The organism is Brevibacillus aydinogluensis (assembly GCF_961514395.1).
GTDB lineage: Bacteria > Bacillota > Bacilli > Brevibacillales > Brevibacillaceae > Brevibacillus > Brevibacillus aydinogluensis.
On record NZ_OY569118.1, the window covers coordinates 1,711,239 to 1,727,707 of the forward strand.

A 16,469-nucleotide genomic window follows, 5' to 3' on the forward strand; every position below is an offset into this window, starting at 1 on the left:
GGTCATCTTGCCTTTTCTTTCCGCTTCAGTATCTATTTAAGAATCCTCATGAACAGAGAGGGTGTGTGATGGAAAAAGCGCTCGCAAACGAGTTGATCCAGCAGTTCCTGGCGTACGGGCATGAGGAAGTCGAGATATTTCATGAAGAAAAGCAGGTCCACTCGCTCCGCACGAGGCGGGGCGGCGAAAAGCCAGAGTGGAGAGTGACAGTTGGTCAGGGGGTTGGGGTGCGTATTTCAGGTGAAATGGGAATGAAATACCTCCACTTTCCCATGTCACCTGCCGATCTCCTGGAGCATGTAAAAAGCAGCCGGAACACGGCCTTGTTGAGAGAAGTGCGCAGCGGGAAGCAGGTCGGCGATGAGGAGGCTCAACATGTCGGTGTATCCTTATCGGCGATGGTTGCAGCGTTTGAAGAACTGCATGACAGGTGGCAGCGGGGGTTCAGAGCAGCCGGACGGGTGAACAGCCGTTGCATGGAAAGTGTCACCTCGTTTGACCAGCGCATCACCGTGGCCCGATCCGACGGCTTCTATGCTGACGATCACCGCTCCTACTACACGATCGACATCCAGGGGGAATGGACGGAAGAGTCGCGTCCCATGTACATGAGCCGTTCCTGCGGCGGCCTCAATCTGGAAGAACTGCGTGCGGGGTTTGCCGGATTCGTTCAATCGGCACTCGCTGAGTTCGACGATTTGCAACAGTACATAGAGATCGAAGGAGGAGACTGGTGCGTGGTGCTGGGGCCGGGAAACCCTGCGATCCTGATCCACGAAGTGTGCGGGCATGGATTGGAGGGCGATCTGGCTGCCCATCCGGACGCAGTCTACGGGGGAAAATTTGGACAGCCTGTGGCATCGGAGCAGGTGACGTTGGTTGACGACCCGACCATACCGGGTCTGTCCGGCAGTTATCGCGTGGATGACGAAGGGGAAAAGGCCCAATCCACCGTGCTGATCCAGAATGGCCGGCTGCAGGAACTGATGTACGACCGTACGGCCGCCAAGCGGTGGGATACGCATTCGAACGGACACGGGAGGCGTGTGTCGTATCGATACCCGGCGATTCCGCGGATGTCAAACACATTTATTCAAGCAGGCGAGTACACGCCTGAAGAAATTGTGCGTCAAACCTCCCGCGGGCTGTATGTTCGCAAACTTGGCACGGGAGAGACGGAACTGACCACCGGGCGGTTTCGGGTGCGTGTGGTGGAAGGTTTTTTGATCGAGAACGGCCGGATTACGCGTCCGACAGGCGACCTGTGGCTGGTCGGCAACGGTCCGGATCTGCTGTCTTCCATCGACCGTGTCGGCTGCGATCTCCGGATGCATCATTCCCGCCACGCGACGTGCCACAAATTTGACCAGATGAATCTCGCGGTCAGTGTCGGTCAGCCGACGATTCGGATAAAGAAAATCCATGTGGAAACGGGTGCTGGTAGATCATGAACATCGGGGTGATCGATAACGTACGCGTCGACGATTGGGCGGTCCGGCTGGCGGAAAGGGCAGTGGCGGCGGGCGCTGACAACGTGGAGATTTTCCTGCGTGTGGAGGAGATGGTGCGCCTGCACTGGACACCTTACCAAGGAGTCGCATTGAGAAGCGGCGCGGAAAGCAATGTGCATGTGCAGTTGGACGTCGACGGACAGACCGTGACGTTTGTTTCCGACGCGCTGAATGCTGCCGGCATCGAGAGCCGATTGATCCAGACGGTGCGCGAACTGATCCGCACTCCACGAGAGCGGGTGAAGCAGATCACGTGGGTCGATGCGGCCAGGCAGGGGCGGTATGCACACGTTGATTCGGACACGGATGCCGTCGATTTTCTTGCAATCCGCGACATGATGCGGAAATGGCAGGAACGATTCGTCCCTTCCGCCTTTCATCTGCATCGCTGGGAGTGCATCAGCGGGCGCACATTCACGGCGCTGGTTCGCTCAGACGGCCAGATGATGTCGGATGCAGCAAACAAGTACAGTCTCCAGCTCTTGCTGGAGGGGCGACACGGATTTTTGCTCGAAGGAACGTTCGCGCTTCGAGCGGCTGATTTCAGGACGGGTGACCTTGAGGAGCGGATCGGTCAGTTGCTGGCATGGCCGCGGGAAGAGACGACACTTCAACCGGGCACCATTCGGCTGTCCATACCGCCCAGCATCGGGGCTGACATCGCGCGCAAATACGGCATCCTGTTTTCCGGGCCGCGTTTGTTGGGCTCACCGGAGTTGGCGGGTCTGATTGGGAAGCGGCTGGCCAAAAGGCATGTAACGCTGGTCGATGATGCCTGCTTGCCGGGCGGATGGGCAAGTCGTGCGTTTGACGAGGAAGGAACACCGTCGCAACGCACGGTGCTGATTGACAGCGGCGTCATGGCGAAGTTTCTGCACTCGACGGTAACGGCGCAAAGGTGGGGCGTCACCTCCACAGGCAATGGCGTTCGCTCGCGGAACCACTCCGACAGTGTAAGTCCGAGCAATATCTATTTTGTACCTGGCGGGACGGATCACGCGGAATGGAGGAGGCAGACCGATCTGGGCGTGGAGATTGTTCACGCAGTCCAGCCGCCTGAATTTGTCAGCCAAAACGGGATGATCAGGTTTGTTGCCGACGGGTGGCTGATACGCGGCGGCAAGCGCGAACGACAAGTGAGTTCGGTAGCAGTCGCCCTGCATCCGTTCCGCTTTCTCCGCAAACTCTCTTCCTTCGGCAGCGACCTGACGTTCTTTCTTCAGGCAAAGGGCGCCGGATCGCCAACGATCTTTGTTGACGATGCTGAGGTACAGGAGGGGCACATTGTCATCTGAAGCAGAGGAGGATGTTCCTATGGCACACGATCAAGCCGGGTACAAGCAATTGTTCACCATCCCGAATTACGTGTTGGTGTGGATCGGGCAAACGACCGCAAATTTCGGGGACTCCCTGTACCAGATTGCGTTTTTCTGGCTCGCCTACAAAATGACCAATTCCTCATTCGTCGCGGGTCTTGTGGTTCTCGCCACATCGGCACCATACATCTTCTTTGGGCTGCTCGGCGGCGCCTATGCCGATCGCTGGGACCGCAAACGCGTGATGGTGTACGGGGACATCATCCGCCTTGTCTCTCTCCTCACCGTACCCTTTTTCTACTGGCTCGATCTTTTGCACGTATGGAATCTGGCCATTACGGCATTTGTGCTCAGTACGGTACGCTGCTTCTTTTTCCCGGCGATGAGAGCGTCGCTTACGAGCTTTATGCCGAAAGAACTCTGGTCGGCAGGCAACTCATTCATGCAGGCGTCCTTCCAGCTGATGCGCGCCATCGGGCCGATGATCGGAGGCGTGCTGATTGCGCAGACCAGCGCGATTTTCATCTATCTGATCACCGCCGCCAGCTACGTCGTCTCGATTCTGTCCCTGCTGCCGACCAAGATACCGCCGATTGAAAAGAAGAATGTGCAGGTATCAGTATTCCGGGACATTTACGATACTTACCTCTTCGTCAAAACCGTTCGTCCGCTGTTTTGGTCCATCTTTTTCTTTGGCGTGGGTCTTTGTCTGATTGTCGGTCTTGACCGTTTGGGCCTTCCCATTCTGTCCGATCAGGTGTGGGACATGGGCTCCAAGGGGTATGGGATCATTTTGAGCGCGTTTGCGGTCGGCAACTTGCTGATGACGCTTCTGCTCGGCAAAATCCAGATCAAGAAATTCGCAAGGGTCATTTTCAGCGGCTGGGCGCTCTGGGGCTTGTTTTACTTCCTGATCGGCTCCACAGACATGTTTGTCCTGGCGGTCGGCTTCGCCTTCCTGGCCGGCGCGGCGGAATCGTTGATCGATATGCCGCAGATTCTGCTCGTGCAGAACTCCGTGCCCAACGACCGGCTTGGCAAAGTGTTCAGCATGCAATCGACGACCGCCTTTATCGGCGAGTCCGGTTCCAGCCTGCTGGCCGGTGCGTTGATCGGGTGGCTGGGAGCAGCTGACAGTTACAAGGTTGCAGGCGTCGGGCTGATCTTGTGCGGCGTGGTTGGATTGTGGCTGACCCGGACTGCCCACCGTGTTCCATCTTCCGTTTCTACACAGGGATAGGGAAGTGATTTGATGTTGAAAAACAGCCAAGCGGTGCAGACGCATTCGCTGGATACCGGTTGGGAGCTGCTGCAGGATTTCGTGTTTCGTACGACCGGCTTTCCCTTTGAATGGTTGGAAGAGTTGCGGTGCACACAAACGCTGGCGCAAGCGAAGCGGCTGCTCGCACTGGAGCAGGAGCAGGACCGGCTGCGCGATCGCTTTGTGCACGAGCTGTTTCCCCGCCTGATCGCGTATGAACAAGAGCGGGAAGAGGTCGGGTCGGCGGTGTTTCCGACACTGTACAAATTAAGGAAGCGCGTGATGAAAAACCGGACGCTCTCTTTGGACGATGTGGCCTTTTGGAAGAGCCGCCGGTATGAAAACACAGACTGGGAGCACTTTGTGGATGAGTGGAACGAGCTGGAAAGCAGGCGGGCAGAGGCAATAGCGGCGGGGGAGGAGCTGTTTCAAGCGGAGTTGGCCCGCGTGCGCCGCGTCATGATGGCGAAGGTGAACGATCCGCGTTTTCAGGAGGCGGTGTTTCTCAGCAGCCCGTCTTCCTTTCAGCGAGTGATAAAGTACAGCAAGGACTGGGAAGCCAAGCCAGAACCGGACTGGAACAGCACCGCACGAGGTGCCGAGCGAATGATCTTTGCGTACCTGCAGCGCTTTTGTGCCAAGAACGACACGACGTCGTTCTTCGGGCCCGTCAATTACGGAACGTGTAACGCCGCAGAGCCGCGAGCGATTCGACGCGCGTTTCGCGAAGGGAACGTCCTGGGAAAGCGGCGCGTGTTTATCGCCCATTGGTATGTCAAGCTGCTGGCGCAAAAGCTGGCCGGGCGCAACGAAATCCTCCCGCATCTGAAGCCGCGCCCCAATCCGCTGGTGCGCCCCCTGGACAGCCACACGTTTCATTTCCACGGACTCAACCGGACGTTCCGCTTGCCGGATGCGCATGCACGTGTGTTTCTGGCGTTGGACGGCGAGAAGACCGTTTCGCGAGTGGCCGCGGAATTGTCCATGGATGAAATTGCGTTGATCGCGCTTTTGCATGAGCTCAAGAACAAACGGTTGATCGATCTGTCGATTCCCCTCTCTCCGGTGCGCGTAGACGCCTTGGCCGAACTGCGGGACCAGCTGGCGGCACTTCCGCCAGCGGCGCGTCAAGCGGGGGAGGAGTTGATCGATAGACTGGAAGGTTTCCGGGTCTTATTGGAACATACCCCGTATCCGGAGCGCGTACAGGTGTGGGAGGATGTGGAAAGGCAGCTCGCTGACCTGGTGGAAGAGGATACGCGGCGAAAGGGCGGAGCCTTGTATGCGGACCGCACCGCGCTGTACGAAGATTGTGCAGGCACGCTCTCCGCGTTGACGATTGGCGGCCCCCTCTATCGGGCGCTGACCGGTTCGTTTTTAACAACATTAAAACTTCTGACAGCCGCTGCCGTCCTGAAATGGATGGATTACCAACAGGAGGGCAGGACATTGTACCGCAAGCTGGCGGCGGACGGGAAAGTGGTCCGCTACATCGACATGATCCCGCTGTTTGAGCAGGGCGAACCGGAGATGAGGTACACCCGTCAATTCCAATCCCGCATCCAAGCGCTGCTGCGCCAGCGGCAGGAGGAACATTCGGGGGGCGAACTGCACATCAGCGAGGAAGAGGTCCGCGACCTGTTGGAACCGTTCCAGGAAGAGATCGAACGAGCGCTGGCTCACCTGCAGATGACCCTGCCAAGTCCCGATATCATGGTCGCGGCACCTTCTGCTGATGCGGTCGAGCGAGGGGAGTTCCGGCTGGTGCTCGGAGAACTGCATGATGACTGCTCAACGATTTTCAACGGGTTCATGGCGTACTTTGCGGATGATCCAGAGGCGCTGTGGGCACGGTTTGAACAGCGCATTCAAAGGATGCCGCAGTGGGAGCGCATGGCTACAATCATCACGGAGCGGCGAAACAAGCATGTCACTCCGGAGCTGCCGGGCCATACGATCCTGCTCTCCGCCGTTTCGACCAAAGAGCCTGCCTATGTCATTCCGATCCATCAGGTCGAGGTACGTGAGATCGACGGGCGGCTCACGCTTTGGGCAAACGGAAAGCCGCTCACCCTCTATCCGGGAGATTTGCACTCGGCCGCGCACGGTTGTTTTTCCCTGCCATGCGTGGTGCCGATCGCAATTACGGTTTCCAGCGAGCAGGAGGAGGCGGATGTGAAACGCTCTCCACGCATCGTCGTCGACGGTGTGGTGATGCAGCGTGAACGGTGGGAGATCCCGGCCGAACACATGCGGGCTGATTCCCTGGAACTGAAAGGGTTCCCCTTGTTTGTGCACATGGCTCGCAAGCAGATGCAGTTCGATCTGCCCGACCGCTTTTTTGTGAAATGGAAGGCGGGCGAGAAACCGATGTATGTCGATCTGTCCATCCCCTGGTCGCTTGAGTGGATGGTGCGGGTGGCGGCCCAGACGGACCGCGTGTCGATCAGCGAGATGTATCCGGGCCCGGAGCATCTGTGGTGGCATGATGATATCGGTGTGCATACGTTTGAACTCCGGACAGGTTATGTGTACGACTACTCTGCCGGTTTGAGGCAGAAGCAGGAAGCGAGGATGGATAGGCGATGAACATGATGACGGCCGAAAATCAGGCGGGGACGCAGCCGTTTTCCCCTGATTTTGAATGGCGTTTTTTCCCGTACTACATCATCCGCAGCACCGGATTTCCATTTGAGTGGCTGGAAGCATTGGCGTTTCCCCGCACCAGCGACATGGCACGGCAGATTGTGCAGGTAGAGCGTTCACTGGATGTCCAGACGGCAGCGCTGCTGGAAATCGCCGAACGAAGCGGCGGGTTGCCGAGAAAAAGCAGGCAGAAGCTGTCGCGGTTCTTACAGCGCCGGGAGACAGGCGCCGCTGTCAAACTGGCCGAACTGGAACTCACCGGCCCGAATGAGCTGCTCGACTGCGCGGCAGCCTGGGACCGAATTGCCAAAGACTACCAGGAATTGCTGGCGCTGGTGCCGGAGACGTTTGAGCAGGAGTTGGCCGAAAAACGCGAAAAGCTGCGCCAGCTCGTGAAAGATCGCAAGTATCAGGAGGCAGTCTACCTCTCCTCACCGGACATGTACGCAAACAACGTCCCGAAGTATCTCAGCTACACACCGCTGCCGGACCGAAACGCGGCCGTCAAACGCATGGAGCGGCGCTTCTTCCATTACGTGCAGCGCCTGTGCGGAAAAAACGAGACCTCCAGCTTCTTTGGCCCGCTGAACTACGGCAGCATCGACGATTCTGATCCGTCATACCTCGACGCGCGTTTTCAAACGGGCGACATCATCCGGCATCGCGAAGTATTCCTGGCTTTCTGGGCGATCAAGCGCCTGGCGGAAGCCATCAGGCAAGACAATACGCTCCGGCCTCATCTCCCGGTCCACCTGCATCCGATGGTGGAGGCGGTTCCGGAGAAAGGGATTTTGCACCTGCACAACAGCGGAAAAACCGTAACGGTAGGCCGTACGCTGGCCTCCCTGCTCAGGAAGGCGGACGGCACGAAAAGCCTGCCGGAGCTGCTCGCCCCTCTGGACGAGAAGGAGCGCCTGACTGTGGAAAAGCCGCTTTCCCACCTGCTGCAAGCCGGGCTGTTGAAGCAGGAACTGCACGTTCCGTCAACGCTGGGGAACCCGCTCCCCTACGTGATCGAACAAGTAGCGGCGCTGCCGCCGTCCGATCAACGGCAGATGTGGCTGGAGCGCTTGCGCGGTTGGGAGGCATGGCTTGCGCGCATGTCGGCCGAGCAGGATTTGCAGGCCCGCATCGAGCTGATCAGCGAAGGCGAAGCGCGATTCACCGAGCAGACCGGAGAATCGGCCCGCCGGGGCAGCGGCAGTCTCTATGCCGACCGCTACATCTTCTACGAGGAAACAAAAGGGCACATCGAGCGATTTGTCATGGGCAGGCAGTTCCATGAAAAGCTGTGCAAAGACCTGCGCGGGGCGCTGGAATTGAGCGCGTACTACGGCTACGAACTATGGCTGCATGCGCAAAGGCTCGGCAAAGAAGTGTTTGACTCCATCTCCAACGGTGGCGCTCCCGTTCCGTATTACACCTTTGTGAACGCGCTGCGGGACAGGTATCCAGATTCATTGGAACCGTTCAAACCACAAGTCGTCGGGCAAATCGAAGAACTGGTCCGCTGCAAAGCGGCTGACAGCCCGCATTGTGTCGAGCTTTCCAGCGCTGCACTGCCGATTCGCGAAGTCACGATGCCTATGTACAGCTTGCCGGACCTGTTTATCGCCAGTGAAAGCATCGATGCGATGGCGAAGGGAGATTTTCAGGTGGTGCTGGGCAAGCTGCACAGCCACCTGCTCGTGCCAAACTGGATGACCATCTTCTACCCGAACCGGGAAGCACTGCGGGAAGACCTGTGCCGTGAGCTGAATAAAACGGCTGAGTTCCGTCAGCTCGTCGCGCCGGAAGTCGTCCGCCGCAACAAAGGCTTTTACGATTTTCCGGGCCGTGCGATGCAGTTTTCAGAGCTGTCCTTGAAAAAGGGCGACGACGTCATCCCGATGTACGATCTGGAGGTCGTATTGAAGGAAGACGGCACACTCGGGCTGCAAAACGTGAAGAGTGGTGAAGAGATCCGCCTGTACATTCAACTGGCTGATCAGGTAACGTATCTGCCCTTCATGCTGTTTGCCCTGCCGGCTTTGACACACATGCCGATTTCGCTCGGCGACCATACCCCGCGCATCGTCATCGACGGAGCAGTCTACCAGCGGGAACGCTGGGAATGCGGGGCACAGGCGGTCGCGGAACTGCTCGACAAAGACGATGCAGCTGCGTTCCTCAACGTATTCCGCTTTAAAGAAAAGCAGGGCATGCCGGACGTGGTCTACATTCGCGGTTTGTCGGAGCGCAAGCCCTATGTGGTGGATTTTCGCAACTTCTTCTGCGTTGAGATGCTGCGCTCGATCGTGCAAAACAATGAGCGGCTCTTGATCGAAGAAATGCTGCCGACGCCGGGTCAGTTGTGGCTGACCAGTGAAGCGGGCCGATATTCCTGCGAATTTCGCATGAACGTGTGGAAGACCAGAACCGAGAACAAAGGAGGCGGACTATGGTAGCCGTTCCTGAAACGTCTGTGAAAGTTGATTGGAACCGCTCGCTGATCGATCAGCTTCAATCCGTGCGAGAAGCGGCAGTGCTCTTGATCGGAGAAGAGCGGCTGGGCGGTGCCATGCTTATGGCACAGGCAGCAGAAGACGTGCACCAGGCAGGTCATCTCGCCGTGTCGATCGACGTAACCGGGCGCATGTCCCACTCTTTTTACGGGCTAAAAGCGATGCTCATGGCGCTGGAACCCGTTCTTCGGCAGGAGGCTGCCGACTTGCTCAAGGCACATGCGGCCGAGTGGACCAGTCTGTTCCCCCATGCCAGGGACGACGAGCTGTTTGCGAACACCGTCAGGATTGAAGAGATCGCCCTTTCGGCTTCCGAACGGCGTCTCTCGCGGGAAAATGAGCAGGTGTTTCGCCTGATTACAGGCTCCGTAAGCCTCGTCCTGCAAGCGATGGAACGCTGCCCTTCATTGGCAGGCAAAACGCTCTGGCTGTTTATTAACCGCCTGGATGAGGCTGACCGGCTCTCCGCTCATGCCTTCCACAATCTGCTGCTGCGCCGCCATCCGCACATCCGCGTCGTCGCCACGATGCGCAGCGTTCCGCGGCCAGCGCCGAAAGCGCAGGAAGGCAATCCGCTCCAGGTATTGTTCGATGTTCGCCGGATTCGCGCGCAGTTCTTGTCTGATCTGGTGGGCGATGTGCAGCCGCGTGTCATGGAGCTGCAGGCGTGGACGGAAGACCAGGTGCGCGCGTTCGTGGAAGCGAAGCGCCCCGATCTTGTGGAACGGGTCCCGCAGATGTACAGGCAAAGCGGCGGCATGCCGATGCTGGTGCAGGCACTGCTAGCCGGCGCCGGAGAAGGGCTGGGCACATTCGAATGGACAGCGGAGGAGCAGGCGTTTTTGCGGCTCTATCGCGCCGTGCATGCCAACGAGCACGTATGGACCGCGGCCGGTATTCAGGCGATGACGCGGGACCGACTGCTTCTGGCGGAGCAGCTCGACTCGCCGGAAGCGCCCGGTGAAGAGGAAGTGCAGGCTGCTCACCGCTTGTTGTACGAAAAACTGATAGCGCGTGGATGCCCGTCATACTGGACGGCGGAGGAGTACTACAGCCACCTGGCCTATCACGCTTTAATGGCAGGCCTGACAGCGGATGGTTTCGCACATGTAGAGCAGGCGGTGTCGATTTCTGAACATTGGGGCAACTACGAAAACGTGCTTGCTCTCGTCAAGCTGGCCCTGCGCACGGAAGAATCATTCTCAGTGGAGCAGCGAGTCTACCTGTGGAAGCGCTGCGGGCTGATGCAGGCATACCTGGGGAACTACGACGAGGTGAACGCCGCATACGAACAGGCACTCCGGGTCGCGGATACCCCTACCATGCGCGCCCAGCTGTACGCCTATTTGACGTTGGTGGCCACGAAGCGACAGTTCAACGTGGAGCGCGCCGAAGTCCTGGCGCATCAAGGGTTGCGAGAGATCGACGGCCTGGAGGATGAGGCGACCATGATCGAGCGCGGCTGGCTGCACAACACGCTTGCGCTCACCCGTTTCATGCAAAAGCGGTACAAGGAAGCGTACGAACTGTGCAGGACGGCGTTTCAGTTTCTCAAGAGCCAAAGCAACTCGGAAGCGCTGCATTTGAAGATCAATCTGGTTTCCAATATGAGCGTGGTCGCTGAACAGATGGGCAATCTGGACATGGCCCTGAAGATTTGGCGCCGCTTTGAACAGTTCCTCCGCGGCAGCGGCAGCCGTCTCTTCGCCAAAATCTACTTCTATCGGGAAGCGGCTCTGCTCCTGTGCATGGGCGACGAGGAAGCGGCGTTGCAACAGCTCATCCGGGCGTACGAGGAGGCAGGCGCCATCTCGGATCATTTTCATATGGACGTGATCTCGCGCAACATCAGTTCCCTGTACCGGGAGCGGGGAATGGTGGACGCGTGCATCGACTGGCTTAGCAAGAGCGAACGACACGCGCTGGAAGTAGGCAGCTGCAACCGTGCAGAAGGAGCCAGAATTGCCGCTGCTGCCATCGCGTACGAAACGGGGCGCGGCGGGGAGCAATCGGTGGAAATCCTGAAGCAATTGGAGGCCACTTGTCGCATAGAACGGCGGCGCGACTTGTGCAGACAGCTTCTTCTCGAATGGGAGCAGGGCGGCCGCGATACAACGCAAGCAGTCATTCGTCAGGAGTTGCAGCGGCCGCGCACCAAACTGGGCATGCCGTTTTATCTGATTCATATACCATACGGCCACGTGATAAAAGAGTAGGGGGGACCCGCTGCATGTCAGAATGGAAATATATCTCAAAAATGGTAGTTCGTCGCACCGGTTTTCCCTTTGAATTGCTCTACCGAATCGCGTTTGATAAATCGGCTGCGCACATTGACAAGCAGCTGGAAACGGAGGAGCAGCTGCAACGGGAAATTGGCGTTCTCCTCAGTGAGCGGTTCACCGAACAGGTGAAAATATCCCAGGCAAAACAGGCCCGGCAAGAGCTGAAGCTCCTATCGAAGTATCGCCGAAAAGTGGCGAAGGGGCAGGTGTCGTTGCAGGACCTGGAACACGTGCGACTGTATTGGCCGAATACGCCGTTTTACGAGCAGTTTGCCAAGGTGGTCGCCCTGGCGGAAGAGGTCAGGAAGCTGCATCGGGAAGGAGAGGCAATTCTGGCCGAGGAGCTTGTGCACAAGCGCCGCGATCTGCAGAAACTGGTCGGAGACCCTTTCTTTGCGGAAGCAGTGTTTATCTCCAACCCGGACGTCTACGAATACTCGTACCTGAAATACATCGCCCACGACGAATTTGAAAAGCGCACAACCCGGTTAAAAATGCTGGAAAAACGGTTCATCGCCTACCTGCAGCGATTCGCCGCGAAGAACGATACGGCGAGCTTCTTTGGCCCGATGAACTACGCCCGCTTCGACCTGGAGCAAACAGAACCGGTCAAGCTGGACATGGTCAGTGGGAAATTCACCAAGCGCGCTGTCTTCTATTCATTCTGGATGACCATCGTTCTGGCCGATGCAATCTCTAAAGAGCCTTCAATCCGTCCCTATCTGGCTCCGCGCCTGCACCCGCTGTGCACCCTGACCGAAGACGGCGTCGAGTACCTGTTTATCGACGGCCGGCGCAAACTGCCTGCTCATCTTCTGCGGCTGCTGCGCGATGTGGACGGGACGACCACGGCAAGGGAGCTGGCAAACCGCTACGACATGCCGGTTGAGCAGCTGATTCAGCAGATTGAGCTGTTGGTCAAACAGCGCATGATCTTGTTCGGCATTGAAATCCCGTCTACCATCTTTGGACCGTTTGACTATCTGCACGAGTTCGTTCGTGCCCTGCCGGATCATGTGGAAGCCAAAGCCAAATGGGCAGCCGAACTGGATCAATTCGAACAGCTCCGGGCCGCATTTGAAGGCGGTACGTTTGAACAGCGCGTGGCAATCAGCAAGCGCATGGAGGAACGGTTCGTGGAACTGACCCGGCATGCAACGCGGAGGCTTGCTGGCAAGACGTACGCGGACCGCACGCTTTATTACGAAGAGTGCAAGGGCACCATCCGGAACCTGTCGTTCAACAAGGCGTTTCTTGACGATTTTCATTCGCGGATTGAACCGATCCTCGAGCTTATCGCTTCCTACGGGGAGATGATGCGCGGGTACTATCAGCGGATCGGCAAACAGGTGTTCCGGGAGATCGCACAAGGACAGAGCGAAATTCCGTATGCCCACTTCATTCGCCGCGTCCAGGAGATGGAAGAGCAGGGGAAGATCAACTACGATGACGAGATCTTTAACGAGTTCCATCGGAAGCTTTACGCCGTGGTGAAAGCCAATCAGGAAGGAAACATCGTCCGCCTGACGCAAGAGGACCTCGCGGAACTGATCGCGCACGATGCCGGCGGTTCCCTGCACACGTCGCCGGACCTGATGTTTGCCGCCCGGGATGTGGAGGCGCTCGCCCGCGGTGATTACCAGATCGTGCTGGGTGAGGTGCACCAGTTTGTGTCCATGTGGGGGTCGCAATTCCTGTTTGATTCAGATCGCGAAGCGGTGGAACAGGAGATCGAGCAGGTGATCCAGGAACTGCCTGCGTATCAGAAGCTGTCCACCATTTTGAACACACGCCGGCACAAAGGGCTGCTCTACGAAGCGTTCCCGGGCACGTTGATTCAATTCCTCGGCAAGCCGTCCGATCGTGCCAAACACGTCGTTCCGCTTCGTGATCTGGTGGTGCGCATCGAGCAAGACGAATTGGTGCTCGCCGACCGACATTCCAACAGAACCTTCACGATCTACAACAGCGGCGACGACAACCTGCACTTGTGGGCGTTTGCTGTACCGCGCGTGGCAAGCATCCCGATTGATTTTGGGCAGCATACGCCGCGCATTGAAATCAACGGCGTTGTCTACCAACGGGAACGTTGGGTGCTGCCGTCGAGGGAGTTTATCGGCACGGACCCTGACACAAGCGACTACGACCTGTTCCTCGCGATGCGCCGTGCGAAGCGCCGCCATCAATTGCCGCGCTGGGTGTTCGTGCGTGTGGAGAATGAGAAAAAGCCGTATTACTTCGATTTCGACAGTTTCTTCCTGATCGAACTGCTCCACGGCCACTTGAAGACCAACGACCAGGTGACCATGACAGAGATGTATCCTGGTCCAGAGCATCTCTGGATGCGCGACGAGGACGGCAGCTATTGCATCGAACTGCGCGGCACCGCATTTCGTCCGCCGCTGCCCGGCTCCAGGGAGTATGAAGCGACTCGGGAAGAATTGGGGATGAACATATGAACCAGACGGCACTGGCTGCGTCTGTGTGGACGTGGTTTCCGCATTTCGTCCTGCGCAGTACCGGCTTTCCGTTTGAATGGATCGGACGAATGAGGATGGAGGAGACCCAACAGGTGCTGGAGGCTGTGTTCGCGTGGGAAGAAAAACGCCACCGCCTGGTGGAGCAGTGGGAGCGGGACGTGCTGCCGCTCCTTACCGACAAGGCGATTCGCTGGGAGAAACCTCAGCAGAAAGTGCTGGCCAGCGTGTACAGGAAAGTAAAAAAAGCGTGTGCGTTCAACGAAAATGAACGGGCCGGGATTCAAGCGATCGGCCGCTCCGAGCTGAGCGAATGGGCGCACCAATGGCAAGAAACGTTTCAACAGGAGGAGCAGCTCTACCGTCAGGCGGAACAGGTATTTGCCGGCGAATGGGAGCGGGTACGGGAGGAACTGCACACCTGCATTGCGCATCCCCGCTTCCGGGAGGCGGTGTTTCTCTCCAACCCATCCTTCTATGAACGCGGCTTCGCCTATTTTGACCAACACCGTGCCGACCAGACCCGTGACTCGCGCTGGCGGCAGTTGGAGCGTCAATTTTTCACCTATTTGCAGCGGTTTACAGCAAAAAACGAAACGGCCAGCTTCTTTGGCCCTGTCAACTACGGCCGGATCGCGGAAGGGGAGGGTACCGGGACCAACGGCTTGATCACGGCGCAATGGCCCGACACATTTGCGCTGGAAAAGCGGGTCGCGTTCTACGCCTTTTGGGTCTTGCAGGAACTGGCCGCACTGGTTGCGGCCGATCCGGCGTTGGCCGATGTCGTTCCCCTGATGTTTCGGGGAAGCTCCAAGCAGGTGCAGCTTGAACACTTCTCGGAAGGAATGAGCGTGCGGGAATGGGCGAAAGCGACAGGAGCGGCAGTTGAGCAAACCCGTCAGGAGGTTGATCGCTTGATTGCCAACAGCACGCTGCAGCGCATTTTCCCCATTCCGTCTTCCGTGATACACGGGCTGGCCGATCTGATCGAACGGATTGGGAGGCTGCAGGCGGAAACGGAAGCGGAGCGCGGCGCAAAAGAACGCTGGCTGTCGGTGCTGAGACAGCTTCAGCGCCTGCAGCATCAATTCGAACAGGGGGACCTGCAAGAACGCATCGCCATCCTGGAGCGGGTGGAGACCATGGTTTCCGACTTGACCCGCCTGGCACCGCGCCGCGGTGAAGGGGAGTTGTTTCGGGACCGCACGGTGCTTTACGAAGACACTCGCGGCAATCTTACCATCTGCCTCGACCGGCGGATGGTTGACCACCTGCTCACGGATTTGTACGGCCCGCTGAAGATCGCCACCGTCTACACGACACTCCGCAAAGAGCGGTACATGAAGATTGCCATGCAGATCTACCGCAGGATGTTTGGCAATCGGCAAGCGGTGCGCTTTGACCAATTTGTCGTCGCATGCCACAAGCTGCTGCCGGAGCTGGCGGACGGCGCGCGGGAGCATGGGGACGCCGATGATCCGCTGGAGGAATTCCTCCGGATCTTTCACCAGTCATGCGACGCCTATCTGGAGGGGCACTCCCCCACGCTGATCTCACCGGAGTTCGCGGCGTTCTTGCACAAGATGAAAGACGACGACCTGTACCTCACGTCCCCCGACCTGCTCGTGATGTTTGATTCGGGCGCAAAAGGAGGGGCGACTGCACCCACATTCGTGCTGGGCGAACTTCATCACGGTATCACGATGGAAGGGTGGATGCTCTCTTTCCATTCTGACGCGGACCGTGTGCGGGAGGAGATTCGGCAGGAAATTGTACGTCATCTCGCAATCGTACAGGAACGGTCGAAACGGAAGATCCTGCCGGCCAACCTGATTTTCAACCGAAAGATGAAAACGGCGCCGCAAGAGTATCCGGGTGTGATGGTGGAAGTGTCGGGATATGCCTCCACGCGCAGACCGGATGCGACGTTTGGTCTGAAAGATCTGGTCGTACGAGTGGACGGGGACGAACTTGTCCTCACGTTGCGCGGAGATGATCGAGCCATTCGTTTTTATCCGCCGGCCTTCGGGTTCACAGATCAGGCGTATGTTCCCTTTGCCCTGTTTTCCTTCCCGATCGTCCAGATGCCGACCTATCGCCGTGAGGGATTCACGCCAAGGATTGAAACGGGGCACCTGGTCGTGCAGCGGGCGCAGTGGACGCTTTCGACGGAAGACCTGCAGACGGTAATCCGGGCAAAAGAGCCGTTTTCCGCCTACGTCGCCGTGCAAAAGGTCAGACGCCAATATTCGCTGCCCCGCCATGTGTTTCTCCGCGTGCCCTCCGAACAGAAACCGGTCTACCTCGATCTGGAAAATCCGTACGCGGTGGAATTGCTGCAGCATCTCGCGGGCAAAAACGAGACGGTCACATTCAGCGAGATGCTGCCGGCCCCCGACCAGTTGTGGCTGCGCGATCGGCACGGCACCTACTGTTCGGAACTGCGCACACTGCTGATGAGGAGTTGAATCG

Annotated in this window: 8 protein-coding genes; all 8 read left to right on the forward strand. The window is 58.0% G+C overall.

Annotated features, from left to right (window positions below; genetic code table 11):
* Positions 1 to 68 precede the first annotated feature (68 nt).
* The 8 genes from Q7F15_RS08445 to Q7F15_RS08480 are packed head-to-tail and all read left to right on the forward strand — an operon-like array spanning position 69 to position 16,465.
* A complete protein-coding gene (locus tag Q7F15_RS08445; RefSeq protein ID WP_304415410.1) occupies positions 69 to 1,451 on the forward strand; it encodes a TldD/PmbA family protein in 1,383 nt (460 codons plus the stop codon).
* Positions 1,448 to 2,806, forward strand: a complete 1,359-nt coding sequence (locus Q7F15_RS08450) for a metallopeptidase TldD-related protein (RefSeq protein WP_212133165.1) — start codon at positions 1,448 to 1,450, stop codon at positions 2,804 to 2,806. The genes Q7F15_RS08445 and Q7F15_RS08450 overlap by 4 nt, the downstream gene beginning before the upstream one ends.
* Before the next feature lie 19 nt (positions 2,807 to 2,825).
* Positions 2,826 to 4,067 carry an MFS transporter gene (locus Q7F15_RS08455; protein ID WP_212133164.1) on the forward strand — a complete coding sequence of 414 codons (1,242 nt, stop codon included), beginning with the start codon at positions 2,826 to 2,828 and terminating at the stop codon, positions 4,065 to 4,067.
* 12 nt (positions 4,068 to 4,079) lie between these two features.
* The gene (locus tag Q7F15_RS08460; RefSeq protein ID WP_304415411.1) at positions 4,080 to 6,677 is read left to right on the forward strand and encodes a lantibiotic dehydratase; all 2,598 of its coding nucleotides are present in this window, start codon (positions 4,080 to 4,082) and stop codon (positions 6,675 to 6,677) included.
* Positions 6,674 to 9,181 (forward strand): lantibiotic dehydratase, encoded by a 2,508-nt coding sequence (locus Q7F15_RS08465; protein WP_304415412.1) that lies wholly within the window; start codon positions 6,674 to 6,676, stop codon positions 9,179 to 9,181. The genes Q7F15_RS08460 and Q7F15_RS08465 overlap by 4 nt, the downstream gene beginning before the upstream one ends.
* Positions 9,175 to 11,454, forward strand: a complete 2,280-nt coding sequence (locus Q7F15_RS08470) for an amino acid adenylation domain-containing protein (protein WP_212133161.1) — start codon at positions 9,175 to 9,177, stop codon at positions 11,452 to 11,454. Before Q7F15_RS08465 ends, Q7F15_RS08470 begins: the two co-directional genes overlap by 7 nt.
* 14 nt (positions 11,455 to 11,468) lie before the next feature.
* Positions 11,469 to 13,979 carry a lantibiotic dehydratase gene (locus tag Q7F15_RS08475; protein ID WP_304415413.1) on the forward strand — a complete coding sequence of 837 codons (2,511 nt, stop codon included), beginning with the start codon at positions 11,469 to 11,471 and terminating at the stop codon, positions 13,977 to 13,979.
* Positions 13,976 to 16,465, forward strand: a complete 2,490-nt coding sequence (locus tag Q7F15_RS08480) for a lantibiotic dehydratase (RefSeq protein WP_304415414.1) — start codon at positions 13,976 to 13,978, stop codon at positions 16,463 to 16,465. The genes Q7F15_RS08475 and Q7F15_RS08480 overlap by 4 nt, the downstream gene beginning before the upstream one ends.
* Positions 16,466 to 16,469: the final 4 nt, after the last annotated feature.

Coding starts and splice junctions, on each gene's coding strand:
- Q7F15_RS08475 (WP_304415413.1), top strand. CDS start 11,469: ATGTCAGAATGGAAATATATCTCAAAAATGGTAGTTCGTCGCACCGGT.
- Q7F15_RS08465 (WP_304415412.1), top strand. CDS start 6,674: ATGAACATGATGACGGCCGAAAATCAGGCGGGGACGCAGCCGTTTTCC.
- Q7F15_RS08450 (WP_212133165.1), top strand. CDS start 1,448: ATGAACATCGGGGTGATCGATAACGTACGCGTCGACGATTGGGCGGTC.
- Q7F15_RS08445 (WP_304415410.1), top strand. CDS start 69: ATGGAAAAAGCGCTCGCAAACGAGTTGATCCAGCAGTTCCTGGCGTAC.
- Q7F15_RS08455 (WP_212133164.1), top strand. CDS start 2,826: ATGGCACACGATCAAGCCGGGTACAAGCAATTGTTCACCATCCCGAAT.
- Q7F15_RS08480 (WP_304415414.1), top strand. CDS start 13,976: ATGAACCAGACGGCACTGGCTGCGTCTGTGTGGACGTGGTTTCCGCAT.
- Q7F15_RS08470 (WP_212133161.1), top strand. CDS start 9,175: ATGGTAGCCGTTCCTGAAACGTCTGTGAAAGTTGATTGGAACCGCTCG.
- Q7F15_RS08460 (WP_304415411.1), top strand. CDS start 4,080: ATGTTGAAAAACAGCCAAGCGGTGCAGACGCATTCGCTGGATACCGGT.